The 20,244-nt window shown below is 68.1% G+C and carries 18 protein-coding genes and 1 pseudogene; 5 read left to right on the top strand and 14 right to left on the bottom strand.

The genetic code is table 11. The features are described 5' to 3' along the window. Nucleotides 1-515 precede the first annotated feature (515 nt). Nucleotides 516-1,967, bottom strand: coding sequence for a hypothetical protein (locus PV410_RS43220; protein WP_500332166.1), 1,452 nt, complete (start codon nucleotides 1,965-1,967; stop codon nucleotides 516-518). A gap of 227 nt (nucleotides 1,968-2,194) precedes the next feature. Here PV410_RS43220 and PV410_RS43215 point away from each other — a divergent pair, with 227 nt between their 5' ends. Both PV410_RS43215 and PV410_RS43210 read left to right on the top strand, forming a co-directional pair. After that, nucleotides 2,195-2,677, top strand: a complete 483-nt coding sequence (locus tag PV410_RS43215) for a hypothetical protein (protein ID WP_500332165.1) — start codon at nucleotides 2,195-2,197, stop codon at nucleotides 2,675-2,677. Nucleotides 2,678-3,456: 779 nt separating this feature from the next. After that, entirely contained in the window at nucleotides 3,457-3,723 is a 267-nt protein-coding gene (locus PV410_RS43210) for a hypothetical protein (protein WP_500332164.1), read from the top strand. 38 nt (nucleotides 3,724-3,761) lie between these two features. On the opposite strand, the gene PV410_RS43205 is transcribed toward PV410_RS43210, so the two are convergent. The 4 genes from PV410_RS43205 to PV410_RS43190 all read right to left on the bottom strand — a co-directional run bounded on the left by PV410_RS43205 (nucleotide 3,762) and on the right by PV410_RS43190 (nucleotide 8,818). Next, nucleotides 3,762-5,714, bottom strand: a complete 1,953-nt coding sequence (locus PV410_RS43205; RefSeq protein ID WP_500332163.1) for a DUF3732 domain-containing protein — start codon at nucleotides 5,712-5,714, stop codon at nucleotides 3,762-3,764. Continuing rightward, nucleotides 5,711-6,202 (bottom strand): three component ABC system middle component, encoded by a 492-nt coding sequence (locus PV410_RS43200; protein WP_500332162.1) that lies wholly within the window; start codon nucleotides 6,200-6,202, stop codon nucleotides 5,711-5,713. Before PV410_RS43200 ends, PV410_RS43205 begins: the two co-directional genes overlap by 4 nt. Continuing rightward, a complete protein-coding gene (locus PV410_RS43195; RefSeq protein WP_500332161.1) occupies nucleotides 6,199-7,410 on the bottom strand; it encodes an ABC-three component system protein in 1,212 nt (403 codons plus the stop codon). The genes PV410_RS43200 and PV410_RS43195 overlap by 4 nt, the downstream gene beginning before the upstream one ends. A gap of 307 nt (nucleotides 7,411-7,717) precedes the next feature. After that, nucleotides 7,718-8,818 (bottom strand): hypothetical protein, encoded by a 1,101-nt coding sequence (locus PV410_RS43190; RefSeq protein ID WP_500332160.1) that lies wholly within the window; start codon nucleotides 8,816-8,818, stop codon nucleotides 7,718-7,720. A 122-nt stretch (nucleotides 8,819-8,940) separates the two neighbouring features. Here PV410_RS43190 and PV410_RS43185 point away from each other — a divergent pair, with 122 nt between their 5' ends. Beyond that, the gene (locus PV410_RS43185) at nucleotides 8,941-9,201 is read left to right on the top strand and encodes a hypothetical protein (RefSeq protein ID WP_500332159.1); all 261 of its coding nucleotides are present in this window, start codon (nucleotides 8,941-8,943) and stop codon (nucleotides 9,199-9,201) included. A gap of 31 nt (nucleotides 9,202-9,232) precedes the next feature. Here PV410_RS43185 and PV410_RS43180 read toward each other — a convergent pair whose 3' ends face one another. The 3 genes from PV410_RS43180 to PV410_RS43170 form a co-directional block, all read right to left on the bottom strand. Further along, on the bottom strand, nucleotides 9,233-9,763 hold the full coding sequence (locus tag PV410_RS43180; RefSeq protein ID WP_500332158.1) for a hypothetical protein: 531 nt from the start codon (nucleotides 9,761-9,763) through the stop codon (nucleotides 9,233-9,235). Nucleotides 9,764-9,799: 36 nt separating this feature from the next. Then, on the bottom strand, nucleotides 9,800-10,066 hold the full coding sequence (locus PV410_RS43175; protein ID WP_500332157.1) for a hypothetical protein: 267 nt from the start codon (nucleotides 10,064-10,066) through the stop codon (nucleotides 9,800-9,802). A gap of 150 nt (nucleotides 10,067-10,216) precedes the next feature. After that, nucleotides 10,217-10,345, bottom strand: a complete 129-nt coding sequence (locus PV410_RS43170; protein ID WP_500332156.1) for a hypothetical protein — start codon at nucleotides 10,343-10,345, stop codon at nucleotides 10,217-10,219. Between the two features lie 556 nt (nucleotides 10,346-10,901). Here PV410_RS43170 and PV410_RS43165 point away from each other — a divergent pair. Together PV410_RS43165 and PV410_RS43160 are read left to right on the top strand one after the other, a co-directional pair. Then, nucleotides 10,902-13,193 (top strand): transcriptional regulator, encoded by a 2,292-nt coding sequence (locus tag PV410_RS43165; protein WP_500332155.1) that lies wholly within the window; start codon nucleotides 10,902-10,904, stop codon nucleotides 13,191-13,193. A gap of 51 nt (nucleotides 13,194-13,244) precedes the next feature. After that, nucleotides 13,245-13,418, top strand: a pseudogene (locus PV410_RS43160) (transposase); the annotation flags it as partial. Nucleotides 13,419-13,435: 17 nt separating this feature from the next. Here the strand turns inward: PV410_RS43160 and PV410_RS43155 are convergent. From PV410_RS43155 to PV410_RS43130, 6 genes are all read right to left on the bottom strand, one after another. Continuing rightward, the gene (locus PV410_RS43155) at nucleotides 13,436-14,503 is read right to left on the bottom strand and encodes a PP2C family protein-serine/threonine phosphatase (protein WP_500332154.1); all 1,068 of its coding nucleotides are present in this window, start codon (nucleotides 14,501-14,503) and stop codon (nucleotides 13,436-13,438) included. A 1,145-nt stretch (nucleotides 14,504-15,648) separates the two neighbouring features. After that, complete coding sequence (locus PV410_RS43150) at nucleotides 15,649-16,086, bottom strand: DUF2690 domain-containing protein (RefSeq protein ID WP_500332153.1); 438 nt, start codon at nucleotides 16,084-16,086, stop codon at nucleotides 15,649-15,651. 241 nt (nucleotides 16,087-16,327) lie between these two features. Next, the gene (locus tag PV410_RS43145; RefSeq protein WP_500332152.1) at nucleotides 16,328-17,149 is read right to left on the bottom strand and encodes a hypothetical protein; all 822 of its coding nucleotides are present in this window, start codon (nucleotides 17,147-17,149) and stop codon (nucleotides 16,328-16,330) included. Then, on the bottom strand, nucleotides 17,146-17,964 hold the full coding sequence (locus tag PV410_RS43140) for an RNA polymerase sigma factor (RefSeq protein ID WP_500332151.1): 819 nt from the start codon (nucleotides 17,962-17,964) through the stop codon (nucleotides 17,146-17,148). Before PV410_RS43140 ends, PV410_RS43145 begins: the two co-directional genes overlap by 4 nt. 82 nt (nucleotides 17,965-18,046) lie before the next feature. Further along, nucleotides 18,047-18,265 carry a hypothetical protein gene (locus tag PV410_RS43135; protein WP_500332150.1) on the bottom strand — a complete coding sequence of 73 codons (219 nt, stop codon included), beginning with the start codon at nucleotides 18,263-18,265 and terminating at the stop codon, nucleotides 18,047-18,049. A 675-nt stretch (nucleotides 18,266-18,940) separates the two neighbouring features. Next, nucleotides 18,941-20,134, bottom strand: a complete 1,194-nt coding sequence (locus PV410_RS43130; protein WP_500332149.1) for a barstar family protein — start codon at nucleotides 20,132-20,134, stop codon at nucleotides 18,941-18,943. Between the last annotated feature and the right edge of the window lie 110 nt (nucleotides 20,135-20,244).

Raw genomic sequence — 20,244 nt, 5'->3', positions numbered from 1 at the left:
AGTGGCATCGCAGCCGCGCGCCCTGGCGGGGGTGCACGGCCCAGTGGCCGACGACCAACCAGGACGGGGCCGACGACGGTACGGCGTGCCAGGTTGCAGGAAATCTACCTCAAGGACGTCGACGGGCATCTCTCCTTGCGTGCGGGCCTGGTGTGCGGCGTACTCGAGCAGGCGTCCCAGCGCCCGCACGGACGGATCCGAGCCCAGCAGCGCTGCGTCCGCTCTCCCGCCATCTGCCGGGCCGGGGGCGTCGCCGGGGGGTGTCGCCGGGGGTGTCCGGGGCTCGGACGGCGGGGCGGGGCGGTCAGGGCGTGTGGCGGTGCCGGGCCCGCACGGAGCGAGGGGTCCTCCTCGGCGAGGACGACCGGCGCGAGACCACAATCAGCTGGGCGGCTGATCCAGCCGCTGAGAGACCGGGGGTGTGCGTACACGATGCTGCGATACCGCACCAGCAGCCGCCTGCCCCTCTTGAATCGACTGCGTACGCGCCGCTGGCGAGATGGCGACCGCGGTCGCTACGCGGGGCCGCCTTTGCTCCAGGGACGCCACCGCCTGCGGCCGACCGCCGGGGTCTCGCGCCCTGCGGCAGGGGGTTCGTCCTGGTTTCCTTCTGGGCGGGCCTGGCCGAGCACAGCGGCCTGCACGGCCGGCCAGTCCTGCGTGCGCCACCACCGGAAGAGGTCGCCGGAGGCGATCACGGGAAACGGGAGCGCGTCGATGACCCTGCGTTGATACACCTCGGCAGGGCGCTCGGCGGGGTCGAGGCGATGCTGGTGGTTGACGATCAAGGCAGCGCAGGTGACAGGCTGGCCAGGCCGCAGTTGCGGCCATTTGTCCAGATGGCGTTGAAGCTGCGAGATCAGTTTCTCCCCCGCTGCCCCCGCGGCGGCCTTCACCTCGACCAGGCAGGTGGACCCATTCAGCACGGCGAGCAGGTCCGCCGACAGGGTGTCGCCCAGTTCCTCGTCCAGATCGGTGGTGGCGAAGCCGGCGGCACGCAATACCACGGCCACCGCGTCTTCCAGCTCGCTGCCGCTGCCGTACAGCAGGCCGTTGCGCATGGGTTCGGCCTCCTGCCGCGCCCGCTCAAGCTCGTCTTCTAGGCGGGCCTTGTCCTCCAGGTAGCAGCGCTCCAGCTCTTCAAGGTAGCTGCGTGCTTGCGTCTCCGCGGGGGTTTCCAGGGCCGGATCGACGTGGTTGCGTGAGCGGATGCGGCGCAGTGCGGCCGGTACGTGTTCGGGAAGGGCGCGCTGGACGAGCCAGTCGACCACCTGGTTCCAGTCGACCCCGTCAGGGATCACGTACCAGATCTGCTGGCCGTCGCCGGACGTCCAGCGCGCGACGACGGGCTCGCCCAGGCTGTCGACGAGAATCGGCACCAGCTCGCCCTCGGGCTCGCGAACCGCCGTTCCGCGCGCGCCCTCCGAGGCGCTCGCCTGCACGGTCATCGCCCACCAGGGGGCGCTGGCCGGGCGGTTGAGCAGTCTTAGTCCAAGGTCGCGGTCGGCCGCGTCCAGACCGGGAGCCAGGGAGACTTCCGCCCCCGCGAGCAGCCGCTTGCCGACGATTGCGCCGTTGAAGTGGCGGAAATCCACGCGTCCACCGGGCCGGCCGAAGACCGACCGCACGCGGTCCTCGTCATCGTCCGCCGTGCCCATCGTCGCGATGATGAGCGCGGGCTCGCCGCGCGAGGCCGTTCCGGACAGGAACCTTTCGTATTCGTCGGCGCCGTCCCCGGAGAAGCGGCTCGGGTTGATGGCGGCGGCGCAAGTGCTGGTGTCCATGTCGAGCCAGCGCGGCTCGGCCCCATGCTCGGTCCAGGAGATGCCCGCGTACTTGGCCGAGGCCGCGAAGCGGTCGCGTACGTAGTCGTTGGTCTGTGGACCGGGCTCCTCCATCGGGGCGGGGTCGTGGACAGCGATGTGTACGGGGACGAGTCCGTTCGGAGACGAGGTGTGCGCGGCCATAGCCGAACCGTAGCGGCCCGATGTGACAACGCCGCCGGCAGAACACAGCCCGGCTCGCGCCGAGGGTATGAAACCGGTAGCCGTTGGTCGAGCGGGCACACGCCAGCACGTCCAGTGGCAGGGGCCTAGCTGGGCCGGACTCAGTTGAGTTACCGTCGGGGTACGCCTACGGGCGCTACGTCCACGGACATCCGGACCTACGGGTCCTCTCCTTATGAGGAGTTCGCGTGCTCACGCTCACACCCATCGAACGCGACATGCACCGCCTTCTGCGCTCCCTTGCGAAGGCCGGCGATCCGGTCGACCCGCTTTCCGCCTGCATCGACTACAAGGAATTCGCACAGCGCGTTGACCCGCACGGCTTGGACCCCTATACGTCGCAGGGCCAGATGCGCGGGCTCTACCCGAAGCTCGGCCACATCAGCGTGTACGAGCACCAGCATGGTCGCCCGCTGCTGTCTGCACTCGTCATTCGCAAGGCAACTGGCCGGCCCGGGTCCGGCTTTGCCGACCTGGCGTCACAGCTCGGCTTCGAACATGCCGAGGAGGACGAGTTCTGGGAGCATCACGTGGGAGAGGTCGTGCGCTTCTGGTCCGCGGACGATCCGGTCATGCTGATGGACTCCGCGATGGACCAGGTGCTGAAGGAGCTGGGCTCGATCAGGCGAGCCGTGCGCCGGCTCGCCGCGCGGCCGGGCGAGAAGGGGTGATAACAGCGGACTGGTCGCGGGCAGAGTGCCCCGTCTGCCTCCCCTGAACACCGCTTGCCGATGTGCTCGGTGAGGACCTGCCTCTGGGCAGGCCCTCACCGGTGGCGGCCCAAGTGCGGACCAGGTCGGCGGCGTTTCCCTCCGGCGGCTTACGCAGCGCCAAGACGGAGACCAAGAGGGCGGCGGCGCCAAGCGGCAGGCCCAGCAGACCGGCAGTGTCCTGCGGCTGAAGTCCGCCCCGGGACAGCTGCACCACGGCGTAGAGCACGCTCACCGTCACCGCGGCCCCGCCGATCCAGCCCACTGCCAGCCACACCCGCCTGTGCCGGCGGCCCCCGATCTTCATGACCCCGATGATGGCCCCAGACTGCACCGTTGCGCAGTCCCTTTCGTACCTCTGCCTCGCGTGCCCGGACGTGCGCTTGTGGTGTACTCCCCTGGTCCATCGGAGGGGTCGGCGTCGGGCGTTGCGTGTGTCCACCCGCCGCGCGCCGGGGGCTGTGCCCTTGGGGTGCTTGCGGTCGGGGCTACCGGTGTGCGGTGGCGGGTGGAATCCGCCGGTGGCGAGGCGTGCTGGTCATCGCGGCTCGGAGACTGTGGCTCACGGGCTCCCGGCCGGCGTCGGGTGAGATTGCCCCGCGGTGACGGGAGCCTGCCGATGGCTGGCGCGCTGCGCGCGGACGGACGTTGATCACGAGATCATCACAACTGGGGTGTCACCTACACAGAATTGCCACACTGGCCGCGCATCTAGCCCAATCCGGCTGTCAGGAGCATTGATGAATCGCGAAGAGCCGCCTGCCTGGATCCAACTGCTCACCGTCCTTGCTGCCACAGCCACTGGTATCTGGGGACTGTGGTGCACCGTGATCGCCTTCATCGGCGGAACGATGCCCATTCTGGGCATTCAGACCGAGGGAAGCATCATCGGCGGCGTCCTCATGCTCTTCTTTGGCGAGCCGATCGTCATCACCCTTGGATATTGGGCCAGCATGATCGTCCTGCTACCCCTCGTCCTCATCACAGCCCGCAAGTCGGATCGGTAACGCCATACATACCTGGCCTTCGATCACGGCCCGCGTCGCTAGCGGTCACCGATCTCTTCGGTGATCCAGGTGTGAGGGACCAGTGCCTTGCCGTTGCTTCGCCTCCACCGGTCTTCGACCGCGCTGCGGAACGGCTCCTCGTCCAGGTCTGCGTGCTCCATCACGATGATCTGCAGAGCTCCGTCGCAGGCGTCGATGGTCTGCTGGATCGTTCTGTAGAGGTTCAGCAGGGCTATGCGGTCAGGTCCGGCCAGCGCGCTGCCATCGGGTGCGTCCTCCGGGAAGTAAACCTGGGAGGGCTGGTCGAGTATGAGAAGGCGCGGTACCGGGTTGTCCTGCTCGCAGAACCATTCCTGCAGGCTGAGCAGGGCGGCAACGTGATACCCGAGCCAGTTCTCGCCTCCTCCCATGTCCGACAGGCGTACCGGTCCACGGGGGGTGTCGGCAACGACCGTGAGTGCCCGTGGGTCGAGCCGGATCGGCGACTCGTGGTGTTCCAGGTCGAGGTCTACGGCCTTGCCCTTGATCTTCTGGCTGATCAGCGAAATGAAGCTGTTCAGCCGGTCGTCACGGGTACCGGTGCCAAGCTCCTCCTCAAGCTCTGCAATCTTGGTGGCGATCTCTTCGCGTCGGTCGTCGACGTGGGGGGTCTGCGTGTGGCGTGCTGCAGTCTCCAGAAAGAGACTGATGCGGCCTTGGACGAGCACGGCCCGCCGGTAGGCATCCGGCTGGTCTTGGGCAGCACGCTGGCCGGCCGTGAGGACATCCAGTTGCTCCTGGTTGCGCGCGAGCGCGGCACGGAGTTCCTGCAGCGTGTCCTCTTCGGCGGCGATCAGGGCGTTGATCTCGGGAGTGTCGTTGCCGATGACCGTCATCTCCGCGTTGAGGCGGGTGAGGTCGCGGGCGATGACATCGGCGACTTCCGAAGTCTGCGGGGTCGGGTTGTCGCACACCGGGCAGTGGGAGGTGTGGCCGGTGGCACCGCGGGTGAGCAAGCCGAGGGTGGCCAGGCGGGCGTGCTGCTCGGTGGCCTGGCCGAGGAAGTCGTTGTTCTCCCGGACAGCCCGCTTAAGGTTGGCGATCCGTGTCCTGGTACGCGCGTGCTGTGCGCGGAGCCCACGGCGGTCGTCCAGGAGGGCCGCAACCGGATCGTCCCCGGCCTCGGGGGTGTGCAGCGGTGATGCCCTCGCTACCGCGCGGCGCAGGTATCCGACCGCATCGTCCGCGGTCATCCCCTCGCGCGGCATGGGTTCCACAAGTCCTGCTTCGACGGCTTCGGTGAGGAGGGCCAGAACTTGGCCGGACGCAGCCGAAAGACTGCGGGCTGCGGCCAGGGCCGTGTCCACGGCGGCAAGTTCCTGGCGCAGCAGACGCAGGCGGTGCTCACGCAGTGCCTGTTCAGGGTCCATGGCGCCGAGGAAGTACGGGATCATCGCGCGGATGGTGGCGGGCCGGAAGTCCTGGCCCTGGGAGTGGAAAAGCAGATCCGGGTTGGCGATCTCGTTCTGCTTCTGCAGGCAGAAGAAGAGGGCGTGGCGGATCGAGGGTGGGATGGGGCTGCTGCTGCGCACGACCGGGATGCTCATCGTGCGGTCGATGCCGGCGAACTCCGAGAGGCGGTCCTTGGCTACGTCGAGGGGCGTGGAGAAGGTGATCTGTGCGCGTGGGAGCGGTGGGGCGCTGAGAGCTTGCGTGGTGATGCATAGGGTGGTCGCAGTAGCGGCCTTGCCCGTGGGAGCGGGTCGGGCGACGAACAACTGCTGCTGGCCCTTCACCAGGGTGACGGCGAAGACCCGAACGAAATTTCGCAGCGCGGCGCCCTTGATGACGTAGTCATCGCTGGCCAGGCAGTAGTCGACGATGTTGAGCAGGGCACTCTTGCCGCGCCGCGAGTCGCCGGTGATGATGTTGAGCTTGCCGGTCTTGAAGGGGACGGTGCGGATCTCGCCGTCGTCGTTGTAGATCGAAATGGCGCTGATCTGGAAGGTCACGGCCGCACTCCTAGCAGTGTCATAACGGTGCTCACGCTGCCCGTGCTGGGAAGCCAGCGCCCCAGCATGTGCGAGGCCTTCTGGATGGCCGCGAGCTCTTCGGTACGGCCGGTGATCGCCTTCTTGAGGGCGCCCGGCAAGAGGCGCAGTTGCCCGTCGGCACCACAGCTCAGCATCTGGGTCTGCAATGCAAGCAGGAGCCCGGGCCGCACCACCGCCGCCAGGGCGGTGGCATTCTGCGACATCGTCGTCTTGACGTGCTTGTTCTCCTCCAGCCACCGCGTCAGACCGTTGCTGGTCGTCCGTGGCAAAGCCTGACGGACCGACGGCTGCAGTGCCATGACGGCGGCGAGTACAGCAACAGCGACGGGACACGGCTGGTCGTAGTGGGCTTGATGGCCTTGGACGGCCCGGCTGGTGACGAGCGCGGTGAACGCCGGGTTGTACAGGGCGCGCTCTTCGCGGCTGAAGTCGGCGAATCCCGTCATGCCGACGTCGCTTCCGCCGGCTCCAGGACGGCCATGAGTCGGGCGAGGAAGTCGATGTGCCAGCCGATACGCAGGTCGTCAGCAAGAAGGTGGAAGGAGCCCTTGGCGACGAACGGCTCATCGCAATCAGGGCGGATACAGCGGCGCGCCTCCCGGCTTGCCCACCGGTACACCTCCTTGGCCGCCGCCACCTTCTCGGCTTCCGTCGCTTCGGCTCCGAGGTTGTCTTCCATCTCGGCGAACATGTCCTGCCACTCTTCGATGAGTCGGCGCTCGTACCGGCTGATCTCACCTGGAAGCAGCAGGTTCTCGTCCGACCACCGTGAACGCTGGGTGAAAGCGCGGATGTAGTCGCGCACCGCGATCCTCAGCTGCGCGCCACCAGCGTTGATCAAGCCCAACTGGCGGACAAAGACCATGTCCACGTGGTCGGACGGATCGGGCTCAAGCAGGGCGATGTCGTCGTCAATCGGCAGGTTTCCCGGACGGAACTGGTCGCGCAGGTCTGTGAAGATCTGGTCGAACTCCTCGCCTGTGATCGCGTCCATCTCGTCCGTGCGCAACTGCCGGATGGTACGACGGTAGAACCAGCCCTCCAGCCGCTCGAGAAACGACTCGGCGTACTGATGGCCCACGGCAGGCACGACCTTTTCCAGCAGCAGGGCTTCCATGGCGTCGATGTCCGGCGCGTGACCGACGACCTGGATCCGGGCGACCATGCTGCGACGCTCGGCCTCCGAGAGCTTGTCGAAGGCTTCGTACGCCTTCCCGTTCTCCCTGCTGACCGAAGCCTGTCTGGCAGCCACCAGTGCTTCAAGGGCGCGTTCTTCGTCCCGAACGCCGCTGACCACAGGCTGCAGGAGAAAACCCACGGAGCCTGCCGGTAGATCGGCTGTGGTCAGCAGCAGCAGGTCCGTCCCGTCCAGATCGACACGCTCGTGAGTGATGGCGTGCGCCCAGATCCGCAGTGTCTTCCACAAATCCGTGCTGGAGTCGGTCAGGCTGACGCCCGCCGCTCGATGCTTGAGCTGGGACAGGACCCTGCCACGGTCGGTGATCTCTTCGATGTCGTCGCCAGCCTCAATCGCAATGCACCAGTCGAGTCCTCGCCCATGGCGTTCGATGCACGCGTACAGCGCCTTCCTGAGCTGGTAGATATAGCCCACCACGGACGCCGAAGCCTCGAACAGATCCTCTTTGTCCCCCATGCGCCGCCCCCTGCCCCACCGGCATTCACGCTGTACGAGCCAGATCTTTACACGAAGAACACGCTGCACGGGACTGCGCGGGCGGAACCGATCCGCGCGGCGGTCGACCCGACGAGCTTCACACCAGGCACCGAACCGGCCCCTCCCGACGGCCCCGGCACCCCGCCGGCCCCGTGGGAGGGGCTCTTGCACGCCACCACCGAGCCACCTGCCTGCTCCACGCCCCCGGCACCCGGACCGCACCTTGCATCCGTCCCCGACCGCCGCCGACGATGCTCCGGCGCCTCTGGGGCAGCGCGTCACACCTTCATGCCAGAGCGGTGAGGGTGGCGATCCAGTCCTTCATGAACTGCTCGGGGTCATGCGGTGCTTGTCCCCCGCTTCGGTCCATCAAGGACGGCCCGCCGGTGACCTGTTCGAGCAGCTCGTCGTGCATGCGGACGAGGTCCGGCTGGAGACAGGCGACGAGGTGATCGGCGAAGGTGCGCGGATTGCGGTGCCCTGTGGCCAACACCATCAGCATCGACGTCATCCCCATCCGCTCCACCGTGGCGCGCAGCGCCGCTTGTGCCGGGGTGTCGGGCATCAGCAGGGCGTGCATCACCAGGTGCGACCCGACGTAGCCCAGGAGGTAGTACACGGCGCGTGCGGCTCGCAGCTCGTCGGCGGTGGCGTTGCGGCCGGTGGAGAGCGGGTCGGTGCCGGCGGCCTCGGCGAGCGGGTCGTTCAGGGCGCCGGTGAGTTCCAGGTCGGTGATGATCTGCGCCCAGTCCTCGGCGGACATCTGCGGATACGCGCCGGTGGAGGCCATCGCCAGCGCGAGGGCGTCGGCGCCCACTTCCCGGTAGCCCATGCCCAGGACGGCGATCAGATGCGCCAGGCCGTGCCCTTCCCCACGCTCCAGGGCTTCGGGCGGGACGTCGCCTCCGCCCAGCAAACTGGCCCGCATGGCCACCACGTCGACGCCGGGCGTCCCGGCGGGCACGATGGCCTCGGCCGCGGCGTAGAAGGCGTCCTGCAGCTGGTCGGTGTGTGCTGCGCGGGCTTGCTGAAGCAGGCGCTGGATCGGGCTGTTTTCGACGGCCCACACCACTGCGGCACACACCGCGTGATCCGGCGGCTCGGGCGTGGCCGGGGCGCGGCCGGCTTCGGCGAACCAGTCCAGCACCGCCCAGCGCAGGTCCCGGCCTTGACGGGCGTGCCGGGCCAGGACAGCGGCGATCTGCACGGTGGCCGGGGCCAGGACCGACACCGAGCCCCGGCCCCGGCCGAGATAGTGGCGTTCATGGCGGGGCAGCAGGCCTGCGAGGCGCCACCGCTCGAGCTGCGTCAAGGAGACCTGCAGGCCCTGCTCCGCGAGCGCCGCGATCAGCTCCTGGTCGGCCGGGCTGGGTCCGCTGCGTGCCATACCCCGGATTTTAGAACCCCGCGAAGTGACACGGATTGAAAAATTGCGGCTCTGGCTGACTGGGGATCAGTAGCCCCCGGCAGGCATCCGGCCACCGGGGCAACAAGGGACAGGAGCACCTCATGGCAAGCGAGGGCTCACAGCGGCCGCGGCGCCGCACACTGGCAGCGCTGCCAGTGGCCGGACTGACCGGGCTGGCCGCCCTGCCCGCCGGGCGGACCGCGGCGATCGCCGTCGGCGCGGCGGTCCTGGGCTATCTGGTCGTGCTGGCCGCCGTGGCGCTCGGGGCGGCCTTCGCCCGTAACCCGGACACCCGCCGGGCCGCCGCCCGCACCCTCGACCTCCTGCTGCGCCTGATCCCCTGGTACACCCCGAGGCGGTGAAGGGCCGCCGGCGGCTCGGCGACCTGGCCACTCAGGTGAAAGGGGGCAGCCAGATGCGCACATTGAGCGCCCGGTAGGCCTCGGCGTGGTCCCGGATGGTCAGCCAGTTGCGGCGGGTGAACTGCAGATGGCGCTCCTGGTGAGGATGCTGTTTGCCCAAAGCCGCGCAGATCTCCGTGAGATCGGGCGGGAAGCCGACCACTCCGACCACCTCGAAGGCCTCGAACAGCACCAGGACGTACCAGTCGACCCCCGGGAAGCGGTGCACCGGGTGCTCGTTCACCCACGACACGGAGGCGTTGGCGAGGTACTTGACCTGGATCTTCTCCCCGTTCGGGGTCTCGATATCGTAGTGCCGCTGGACGCGGGATGCCGCGAGCCGTCCACCCCACAAAGCGGCCACGAAACGCTCCGCGAACTCCGACAAAGGATCCCGGTTCGACTGCTCCACGCCGAGCGTCGCCAGCAACGTCCGGCGCGCCGCCCGGTAGGCGGCGAGACCGTGCAGGTAGTCACCCGGGCCGGCCACGGCCGGCGGAGTGGCGCTCGGATCGCTGTGCATGCCCAGCAGGGTGCCACGCCTGGTGTCTCCGCCCGGTCAGCGGGCGTCGCCCTGCCAGTCCCAGCGGGCCGGATCTGTCGGGCGCGGCCCGTACACGCTGCGCCCGCCGGGCCCGAAGCTACCGATGCCGGTGCGCAGCGGAGCTCCGGTGGCGCGTTCGGTCTCCGTCCAACCGGTGACGTCCAGGAGCAGCCCGTCCAGCGGGCCGCCGCACAGTTCGCGGTAGACGTGCCCGGGGCGCGGTCCCGGGTGCGGGTCGTCGGCGTCGGTGCCGTAGACGCGGCGCGGCATCAGCTCGTCCATGCCGTCAGCCTGGCACCGTGCGCCGACAAGCCGGGTTGCCCGGTTCGTCCGCGCGTGCCGGGCGCCGGGCTGCGACCGGCACGCAGGCATGGCGCTACCCCGCCCAGTGGGCGGGGTAGCGCCATGCGGGGGCTGCCGTGGGAAGCTGGGTCACCAGGAAAGCTGGTCGAGTACCCAGTCGATCACGGAGCGAAAGAAGCCGGACACTGCGCCGCCCACGGCGGCATTGCGCAGATCCTCGCCGTCACGACGATTCTGGCGCTTGCGCTTGCGGGACATGATGACCTCCACAGGTCAGGTCAGCGGGTGGGCAGCCGGCCGGCTTGAGTTCCACCATTCGCCCTGCGTGAAGATCAACTCCCAGTCGCGACGACCGCCGTGCTCGCCCTGCAATCACCGCAGTTCAGGCCCCACCCCGGGCTGCGGCCGGGGATGATGGTGCGATGAGTCGCGACAAGGGGGACGGCCCCACCCGGCGGCCGCGGACGCTGGCCCGGGCACAGGTCGGCTGGCCGCCCGCCCTGCGGGAGCTCAAGGACCTGCTCTACGAGGCGTACCTCGCCGCGGGAGCTCCCAGCCTGGACGAGATCACCAAGGCCATCGCAGACGACAACGAGCTGCCGGGGTCGCCGAGCCGCGACACCGTGCACCGGTGCATCAGCGGCCCGTCCTTGCCGCCTAAGCAGGCGGACGCAGTCGCAGTCGCCATGGTGCTGGCCCGCGGCGCCGCCTGGAACGAGAACGCTCAGGCTGCACGGATCGGGCAGTTGTGCGTCGATGTCCACATGGCCGTCCCCGCAGGCAGCCAATCCGTGAGTTTGGTGACCAGCAGGTCGTGGACGACCTCGAGGTCCACCACGCCCTCGATGTCGGCACCGCTCGCGACCAGCTCGGTGCCCTGCCCGCCTACGTACCCCGCGAATACGACGCGCCGCTGCGCGAGGCGGTCGACGCCGCTGCCGCCGGGCACAGCGGCATGACGGTCCTGGTCGGCGGGCCCTCCACGGGCAAGACCCGCTCCGCCTGGGAGGCGGTCAAAAGGCTGCCGGACAAGTGGCGGCTGTGGCATCCAGATTCCAGCCGCCTCAAAGTCGCACTCGCCGAGCTCGACAATGTCGCGCCACGCACCGTGGTCTGGCTAAACGAGGCCCAGCTATACCTGGCCCCTGAAGGGCTCGGTGAGCAGGTCGCGGCGGGGGTCCGGGCTCTGCTCAGCAACGTGGAGCGGGGCCCGGTTCTGGTGGTGGCCACCCTCTGGTCGGAACACTGGGACACCCTGACCTCGCGCCACGACTCGCATGCGCACGCCCGGAAACTGCTGACCGGGCACAAGATCGACGTGCCGGACGAGTTCTCCCCGGTCGAGCTCGCCGCCTTGGACGGCCAAGCCGGGGATGATCCGCGGCTCAAAGAGGCCGCCGAACGCGCCGAGGGCCAGCAGATCACCCAGTACCTGGCCGGAGTACCCGTCCTCCTCGAGCGCTTCTACGGAGCCAGGGGTGCAAGCCACGCGCTCATCCAGGTCGCTATGGACGCTCGCCGTCTCGGCCATACGTCGCCTCTCAGCGAGGCGTTCCTGGAAGCTGCCGTGCCCGGGTACCTGACCGAGCGGCAACGGGCTGCCGCAGATCCCGGCACGTGGTTTGCCGGCGCCCTCGGCTACGCGCGGCAGAAGGTGCTGGGAGTGGCGGCCGTCTTAGAGCCGGTGGCCCATCCCACGGGTATGGGCTCGCTCCCGGGCCTGTACCGGCTCGCCGACTACCTCGATCACCACGCCCGTACCACCCGCCGCGGCATGTTCCCGCCTGCGACGTTCTGGATGGCCGTCCAGCAGCACGCGGCAGCCGCCGATATGACCAGACTCGGTGCTGCCGCGGAGCAGCGCGGTCGTTACCGCATCGCCGCCTCCCTATACCAGCAGGCCGCCAAGGACAGCGAGGCCACCGCCGTGGCACGGCTGGCGATACTGCGGAAACGAGAGGGAGACGTAGCGCATGCGATGGTGCTTTTCGAGCAGGCTGCCGACGCCGGCGTCTGCTGGGCCTGGCGGGAGATGGCAAACCTTCAGGACGCGGCCGGGAAACCGGACCGCGCAGAGGCGGTGCTACGGCAAGCATCCGCAAGGGGAGACGTTGCATCTCGCTACGCTCTGATGGAGCGGCTGGAGCGCGCTGGAGCCCGTGACGAGGCGACGAAGCTTGCCCGGGAGGCCGACGGAGACACCGGGATACTGCGCGAGTTGGCACACCTTCGGTGGGTACTCGGGGATCCGGCAGGGGCAGAGGTCCTGTTTCGGGAGGCTGGCGATGCCGGAGGCGCGTGGGCTCTGCACAAGCTGGCAGGGTTTCGGGAAAAGGCTGGAGACCGGGACGCGGCAGAGGCGTTGCTTCGGGAGGCTGCGGAAGCAGGGCGCACCGACGCCGTCTACGACCTGATGGAACATCTGCAGGAACGCGGGGACATGGCTGAAGCGCAGTCGCTGCTGCAGGAAGCTGCCGACGCCGGGTACACCCCGGCCTTGTACGACCTGGCGATGGCGCGGGAGGAAGCCAGAGACCAGGCGGCTGCGGAGCGGCTGGCCAGGGAGGCCGGTGCCGGCGGGGATGCCTCGGCGCTGTACGAGCTGGCGTTGTTGCGTGAGAACGCCGGGGACCGGCGCAAGGCCGAGCAACTGGCCCGGGCAGCCGCTTCCGCCGGGGATACCTGGGCCCTGTACGAGCTGTCCGTGCTGCGGGAGAAGGCCGGTGAGCGGGAAGATGCGGAACGGTTGGCTCGAGAAGCCTCCGCCGGAGGCCACCCCTCGGTGCTGCAGAACTTGGCGCGGCTGCGGGAAGAGGCGGGATACGAGCAAGATGCACGGGAGTTGGACTGGGCCGCCGTTCTCGTGGGCGAACCAGATGTCCTGGGTCGGCTGATCGGGCGGCGGGTAGAAGCTGGGGACCTGGAAGGGGCCTCACGGTTGGCCCTGGATGCCGCCAACTGCGGCTATCACTCGGCCGTGCAGGAGTTGGCGCGGCTGCGGGAGGACGCAGGCCATCCCGCGGAAGCGGAGCGGATACGGCGATACGGGCTGGACGCCGACGGCTCGGTGCCGCAAGCGGAGACGGCCCACGGGATGAGCCGGTAAGCGCGCCGCCCTCGCGCCCGACCCGCCCACACCCCCTGTTCGCGGGTCTGGTCCAGCGAACGACTCGGCCGCCGAAGGTGGGTCATTGAACGCACCGTGTCCTGGCTTACCGGCTACCGCCGGCTCAACCACCGATACGAACGCGATCCTCGCAACTACCTGGCCTTCCTCGGCCTCGCCGCTGCCCTTTGCTGCTACAAACGGCTCGTCCGCCTCATCACATAGGACACGGTCTAAGGCTTCTATGAGAGGCGGGCGGCCAACAGTGCCACGTCGTCCTCGCGTGTCTCGTTGGCCATGTTCTGCAGTGCCAGGTCGCACCACGGCTCCAGATCGAACACTTGCCCCTCCGCAGACTCGGCGATCGCTGTACCCAGCCGCATCCTGAGTCTGCCGAGTCCATCATCGACGCCTTGGCGACGCGACTCGACAAGTCCGTCAGTGAACAGCAGGAGTGTGGTCTCCGGGGGAACGGAGTAGCTCGCGGTCTCGCAATCGTTTCCCGTCCCAACCCCAATCGGCATCCCTGTGGGGACTTCCAGCAACATGGCCTCCCCGTCGGAAAACCACAGAGGGGGCAGGTGTCCGGCGCTGGAGATGTCCAGGCGCCGAGCATCAGGGTCATAGACGGCACACAGGCAGGTGGCCATTTGGTAGTCGCTGAGACGTTGGGCCTGGGCATCAAGACGGTTCAGTACCTCGTGCGGCTGCAGTCCCAGTTCAACCAGGACACGCATCGCACTGCGGATCTGTGCCATGAGCGCAACAGAGAGCACGGAATAGCCCATAACGTCGCCGACCACCAAGGCGACCTGCCCTTCGGGTAGCGGAATTGCGTCGAACCAGTCGCCCCCACCGCCTAGCTCCGTACGCGGCAGATAACGGCTCGCCAGCTCTACTCCAGCGATCTTCGGCAGTCGGTCGGGCAGCAGAAGTCGCTGCATCGTGTGGGCTAGGGCCTCAGTTTCGTCACTCGCCCGCCGGATCGGTGCGGCGTGCTGCTCATCGCTCTCCTGGGCGGCCCGCAGCCACACCTCATGCAGTACGGCTTGATCTTCCTCCGGCCGGCCGCCAGGTGTCTGCGCCGAGAGGATCTCCACAAGTGCGTCGATCACTCGCCATTTCGGCAGCCGTGGACTGCTGAACGCGTCGTGGACGGTGCTTCTTGAAATGCCAGCCCCGCTCAACTGGCGAGCGATGTCCGCCAGACTCGGCCGCCCGGCATGCAGGTGCAACCTGTGCAGCGCTGCCTTGAGCTCGCCATGCGCCCCACCGATCTGCGGCTTATGAAGTTGCCCGGCCCGTCCCACCCCGTACCTGCCCCCACCGTCCAGAACCGTCCAATTCCGTACAGGAATCATGTCATCTTGTCTGACGTCAGCGGTAGTTGTCCGACCACATGGCTAACTGGCGGCAAGCGTTCGCAGCGGCACCGCATCCGCGAAGGTAGGGACAAGCTCTCCGGCCCCGCCCGGTGAACACGCACCGAAAGATGTGCGGCATGCCCCACGCGCGAACCACAGCCTCGACTTCGAAGCGGCCCTACACGCCGTTAATGATCTAGGGGTTTCAACCGGCGGTGGCCCAGGTACTGTCAGGAACCAGCGCCCGAGGAGGAGGCAAAGACTGCGGCAGCCGCAACCCCAGCAGATGATCGGTTCAGCTGACCGATTCGCGGAACCTCGAATCTCGCAAGCCCTCAAAACGATCTTCGACCAATGCACGACCCTCCGGAAATCCGGTCGTGCACTCGACAGCACCGAGGCCCTGACCGGCAGCTTTGGCGGGCGACGATCAAGGCCTCGTAAGGACAACCCTGGAGGGTGCCTTATGAGCACAGTACCCCGAGCCAAAGCGATCAAGCGAGCACGAGCAGCTGCCCTGGCCAGAATCGCACTTCCCGTCATGATGATCGGCACGTCAACCGGCCTGCTCCTCGGCGGAATGATCAGTGCAGAACAGGGCAACTACATGCTCGGTGTAGCAGCCCTGTGTGCTGCGCTCCCGTGGCCGCGACGTTCCCAGGACGCCACTCCCCCAGCGTCTCATTCGGGTCCTTCCGCGGCGTCGGCTCAGGCGAGTCAGGACCGCGCGTCTTAGGCCGGGTCGGCAAATAGAAAGGGCCTCGTCGCGCACTCGGCGAGGCCTCTTGACACCAGGTCTCCCCGACTTCTCGGGGAGACCTGGCCCGGCACGGAAGGGTAATCCGAAAGGCATCCATACCCTGGCCATGTGGCCAGCGATGAGACTAGGCCACATGTATGTGACCACGACCGCCGGGTACCTGCCCCGCCGCGTCCGGAACACAGCGCCGACGGCGCGTGCAGCCCAGACCACACCAACCCTCAATCGCCTACGGCCTGCAACGACGACGAGGCCGTCGGTTGGGTAGCGGTAGGACGCCGGGTCGGCGTCGTCGATCGGCCCGGACAGCGGGCGCCGCGCGCTCTTTGCCTCAGTGCCAGCCGGTACAAGACCAGCTGCCTCCCTGGCCGTCGTAGATCTCGACGCAGGCGCGGTAGGCGTTGCTCGATCCGACCATCTGGGTGTAGGCGGCGTAGGAGGGCGAGGCATTCGCCGTGTAGGTCGCTCCGCCCCTGATCTGGAGCTTGAACCGCCAACTGCTGTTCGCCTTCTGGATACGTGCCCAGGCGGCACTACACCGGGTCGAGTTGCGTAGTTCGACCTCGGGTCCGCCTCCGGCCGGGGTGATCCGGTCAATGACCTTGGCGCCGGATCCGCATCCCTGACTCTGTGGGTTCTTTCCTGTGCACGAGGACCCTCGGCATGCGGTGGGTGTCGTGGCGGCGGCAGGTTGGACGGAAGTCAGCAGCAAGGCCGAAGTGAGCGCGACACCGCCAAGGGATGAGAGAACCGAGCGAAGCAGGGTCATGCAGGGGTCCCTTCTATATATCGCAATGATGATCGGGCGTGGATCGCTCCATACGCGTTGATTTGATCTTGATAGCTATCCGAGCCGTACGCCCACAACCGCGGCACCTGCTCATCACTCCTCTGCGCGAAGGCTGACAGGCGATTTCACTCTGGTGACCTACTCGAGTTACAGGCCACCGCGAGGTGCAACGGCTCGCCGTTCGTCGGTGGCTGCCGCGTGTGGGGCAGTCCGCAAGCTGTCACCGTTTCGCGGCTTCTTCGATCTGCGGTTGCTCGGTCTCGGCAGCGCGCTGGTTGACTGGCTCAGCTTTCTCACGTGGCTCTGCGCTGACGGTTTCAAGATCAATTCGGCTGCCTGCTTCAGCGAGGAGCAGGCGGATGCGCCGGGCGAATCCGGGACCTGGCATGGGTAGTTCCGTCTCAGGCTGGCGGAGGTAACCGCTCGCGACTGCGGTGGGGACGTAGGCCATGAGTTCGGTGACGACGGCTGTCCGGGGTCGCGAGGTGGCGTGTGCGAGGTCGCGTAGGAGTTCCATGATCGTGGTGGCGGGGCTGTGGGCGATCTGGTGCTGTGCGGGATTCCAGGCGCCTGCGGTCCGTGGAGCTGGGTTGGGCTTTCGTGCCGGGGGGTTGGGTGGGGGCTGAACGTCGTCGGTCTGGCGGTGCCACCAGTCGGCAGTGGTTCTCTCGCCGAGGGCCAGGTGGTGGAGGTAGAGGCAGTAGGCGGCGATGGCCTGTCCGGCGCCGGCTGCGTACTGCCACCAAAAGCGTGCTCCGTCGTCGGTGTCGGTCAGTTGGAGTACACAGGCCAAGACCAGTGCGCTGCGTGGTTCGGGTACCTGGTCGGTGATGAAGTCGGCGACCGTGCTGGCGGGGGTGTGGGTCACGAGGGTTTCGCACAGTGCGCGCAAGTCTCGTGCCGCCGGGTTGAGCGGGGCGTCTGTGCCGGGCTGTGCCTCGGCGTGGCCGGCTGCCGGTGCGGGGCGGGGGACGATGTCGCGTGGGACGGTGCGGTCGCGGGCGAGCAGGGCGCGGGAGAGGATCTCGTCGATGCGCGTCATGGGGTGTTTCCTTCGGTGTCGGACGGCGGGCAGATGACGCTCTCCAGGAAGTGCACTGCGTGGCGCTCGTCGGACTGCACTGTGGCCAGCGGGACGCCGAGGAGGGCGGAGGCGTCCTCGGGGGGAAGTCCACACAGGTGGCGCAGGACCATGACGTCGAGCTGGTGATCGGGCATCCGGCTCATCGCTGAGAACAGTTCGAGGCTTTCCGCGATCTGGTTCAGGCGGTCGGCGGTGTCGGCCAGGGTTTGCAGAGCGATCGTGTCGAAGGCGGCGTCCCCGAATGAGGGTCGGCCGTCCAGGTGCGGGGTTCGGGACATGACGGTGGCGCGTAGGGCTTGCCAGGCGAATCGGCGCAGGTCTGGGCTGCCGAGTGCGTCGTTCCAGCGGAGCCAGAGGATGTCGAAGGTGCGGGATACCGCGGCCTCGAGGTGGTCGCCGTCCAGGAATGCCTGGGCGTAGAGGCGGTAGTTGTTCTCCACCAGTTCGCGGAAGGCTTGGTGGTCCAGGGGAGGCGCGGTGTGGGTGGTGGCCACAGCGGTCTTCTCCACGGACCGCTCGATCCATTCCCGGCTCTTGTGGGCCTCGACTGCGGCCTGGCGCCACAGCTGGTACAGGGGCCATTGCGAGAGCCCCAGCTCGACGGACAAGCTGTGGATGATCTCCCACCTGGGGTACAGGCCCATGCCGCGCAGCAGCTCGGAGAGTTTGGACTTGGCGAAGCGGACCCGGACGCTGAGCTCGCTGAGGGTCAGCCCGCTGTGCAGGTAGTTGTCGCGCATGGGCTCCAGCCACGCGCGGTGTGCGCTGCCCACGCTGGCTGCGATGGGCCCGAGCTTGCGCCCGGGCCGTACGGGGGCCGGTCTGTCCGGCGGTACTGGGGGTCGAGTGGGCTGGTCACGGCGCGCCGGCCTCCTTATCGCGGGACGGTGCTGCGCGGTGTCCCGATGCCGGATCGGTCCGTGTGCGGGTGGAGCGCACGATCTGCTGCACGGTCAGGGCGAGGGCAGGGGCGATGGTGGCGACTGCGGCTGTCTGGCCGAACGCGACTATCACGATGCTCCAGGCGAACACCGTCACGGTCGTGGCGGCGATCACTATCTGCTTCCGGGCCATGGAAACTCCAGGGTGCGGTCTGTCAGTCCCGCGGCTCATCCGGAAGCTCACGGGCACCTTGGGGCGGTGGTGCCGGCCACGGCCCTAAGGAGAGCAACCAGCATTGCCGGACGCCGAGTTGCTACACAACGTGATCAAGGAATCACGGAACAATGACATTGCCGGGGGCATCGTGGTCCGAACCGGGCGCGCGGGCGCGCTCCCGCGCGTAGGGGGTGCAAAGCCGCACTTCCGGCGGGAAGTTCCCGGTTTTCCTTGAAATCGCGCGGCGAACCCGACTCAATGGAACCCAGGCACCAACGGTGTCGGTCTTCCATCCGGAAGAGCCTGCTCCCGTGCCGGAACGTAGGGAGCACGCACCCGTTCCCGCCTGACCGGGCTCAGAGGCCAGGCGGGAACGGACAGTCCCAGCAGGACCTCCCGACCGTAACCCAGGACGCCGACAGCGCCCCGCCTGCCTCACCGAGCTATGGCTGCGTGGGCGCAAACGCCATAGGCCCCCCCCGCAAGGCCCGCGCAATACCTCCTGTACTGCGTACCGCGATGCCCGTAGCGCCGGCCGGGTCTCAGGAGGCGAGACAACCCGGCTCTGACGGACCAGGCCATTGCCCACTTCGTTCCTTCTCCTGGTCAGGTGCCGCCTTCAAGGGGTCCGGGATTGTCCCGTCGTTTCCCTTACTGGAGTACGACGGTGACGCCGTACTCGCGGAGGAGGTTCACGGTCTCCTCGAAGTAGGACAGGCCGCCAAGGTGGTACAGGATGTGTCCGGCGAGGGCGTGGCGGGCGATGTCGGCGTTGTGCCAGACGAGGGTGAACGGGGGGACGACGGAGGGCCCGCCGCACAGGTAGTCCTGCACCGAGTCCAGGTCTCTGCCGTAGTTGGCGCCAGGGCCGAGCAGGGCTTCGCCGAGTGCCAGAAGCAAGCCGGTCCTGTCGGTGACGTGCTGTCCGTCCAGGTGGTACGTCCCGCCGGAGAGGCCCTGCGGCCCGTACGGGCCGACGCGGGTGAGGTCCAGCCACTCGGACCGGCCCTCGGCGTCGAACTGTGCCCACTGGTTGGGCCGCGTGGGAACACCGTCGGACCAGATCTCCCAGACTGCGCGGGCGGCCAGGGTGGGGCGGTCGTCACCGGGGTCGGTGATGGTGACGTCGATCAGGGATCCGCCGAGGACGGATGGTCGTGCCTCGACGGTGTCCAGGTCGAGGTGGTACCCGGTCATCGTCCGGCCGTGGCGATCGAGGCACCAGAGCGTGATCGGGCCGCCCTCCTGCGGAAGGGGACTACACAGCAGGGCCAGAAGCGGTGCGGCGGGTTCGCAGCCGACCAGGTGCACGGGCTGGGTGGGTCGCTGCGGGCGCGGGGTGAGCAGGCCGTCGATGGAACGGCAACCACCCGATGGGCTGTCCCCCCGGATCGAGGGGAACCACAGGTCGAACCGCGGGCTCGGGGGCAGCCGCTTGCTGCCGCAGTAGTCGTCCTCTCTGACGCCGGTGCCCACGACGATGTCCACGCGCCCGGGATCGCCCGGCGTGGGCCACTGGGCCAGAACAGCCGTGTCCTCCAGGTCCCAGAAGCGGGCTGGCCCGCCGTTCGAGGGATCCTCAGGCTCGATAGAGAGCATTCCGTCCCCCAGCAGCCGCACCGGTTCGGCGCTGTCCGTCACGGCCTGGACCAGCAGGCTCTCGCGCGGGCAGCCGCGCAGCGTCAGGACCTCTCGCGGCAGCGGAGGCGCGTCCATGAACAGGCCCTCGACCTCCGCGCACCGCCCCCACAGCACGCCCTCCTCCTCACCGTCGATGTCCTCCCGCACCAGGAGATACCGGACCGGGAAGTCCCGCTCCCACCCCACGTGTTCCTCAGACCGCACGCTTCTCCCCTGCTAACTGATCGTTTCAGAATGAAGGTCGGAGTCGTCGGAGGCAGATGATGCTGCAGGCGAGTTCCAGGAGGCCCTGGTGGAGGTCGGCGCGGCGTTCG

Source organism: Streptomyces sp. PA03-5A (assembly GCF_033792725.1).
Taxonomy (GTDB): domain Bacteria; phylum Actinomycetota; class Actinomycetes; order Streptomycetales; family Streptomycetaceae; genus Actinacidiphila.
This window is presented reverse-complemented; position numbering and strand designations above follow the sequence as displayed.

Bases quoted from the DNA above. Each gene is read 5' to 3' on its own strand.
- PV410_RS43190 (WP_500332160.1), bottom strand. From the start codon at position 8,818: ATGGCACGCAGCGGACCCAGCCCGGCCGACCAGGAGCTGATCGCGGCG.
- PV410_RS43145 (WP_500332152.1), bottom strand. From the start codon at position 17,149: ATGACGCGCATCGACGAGATCCTCTCCCGCGCCCTGCTCGCCCGCGAC.
- PV410_RS43170 (WP_500332156.1), bottom strand. From the start codon at position 10,345: ATGTCCCGCAAGCGCAAGCGCCAGAATCGTCGTGACGGCGAGGATCTG.
- PV410_RS43210 (WP_500332164.1), top strand. From the start codon at position 3,457: ATGAATCGCGAAGAGCCGCCTGCCTGGATCCAACTGCTCACCGTCCTT.
- PV410_RS43220 (WP_500332166.1), bottom strand. From the start codon at position 1,967: ATGGCCGCGCACACCTCGTCTCCGAACGGACTCGTCCCCGTACACATC.
- PV410_RS43135 (WP_500332150.1), bottom strand. From the start codon at position 18,265: ATGGCCCGGAAGCAGATAGTGATCGCCGCCACGACCGTGACGGTGTTC.
- PV410_RS43200 (WP_500332162.1), bottom strand. From the start codon at position 6,202: ATGACGGGATTCGCCGACTTCAGCCGCGAAGAGCGCGCCCTGTACAAC.
- PV410_RS43180 (WP_500332158.1), bottom strand. From the start codon at position 9,763: ATGCACAGCGATCCGAGCGCCACTCCGCCGGCCGTGGCCGGCCCGGGT.
- PV410_RS43185 (WP_500332159.1), top strand. From the start codon at position 8,941: ATGGCAAGCGAGGGCTCACAGCGGCCGCGGCGCCGCACACTGGCAGCG.
- PV410_RS43195 (WP_500332161.1), bottom strand. From the start codon at position 7,410: ATGGGGGACAAAGAGGATCTGTTCGAGGCTTCGGCGTCCGTGGTGGGC.
- PV410_RS43175 (WP_500332157.1), bottom strand. From the start codon at position 10,066: ATGGACGAGCTGATGCCGCGCCGCGTCTACGGCACCGACGCCGACGAC.
- PV410_RS43150 (WP_500332153.1), bottom strand. From the start codon at position 16,086: ATGACCCTGCTTCGCTCGGTTCTCTCATCCCTTGGCGGTGTCGCGCTC.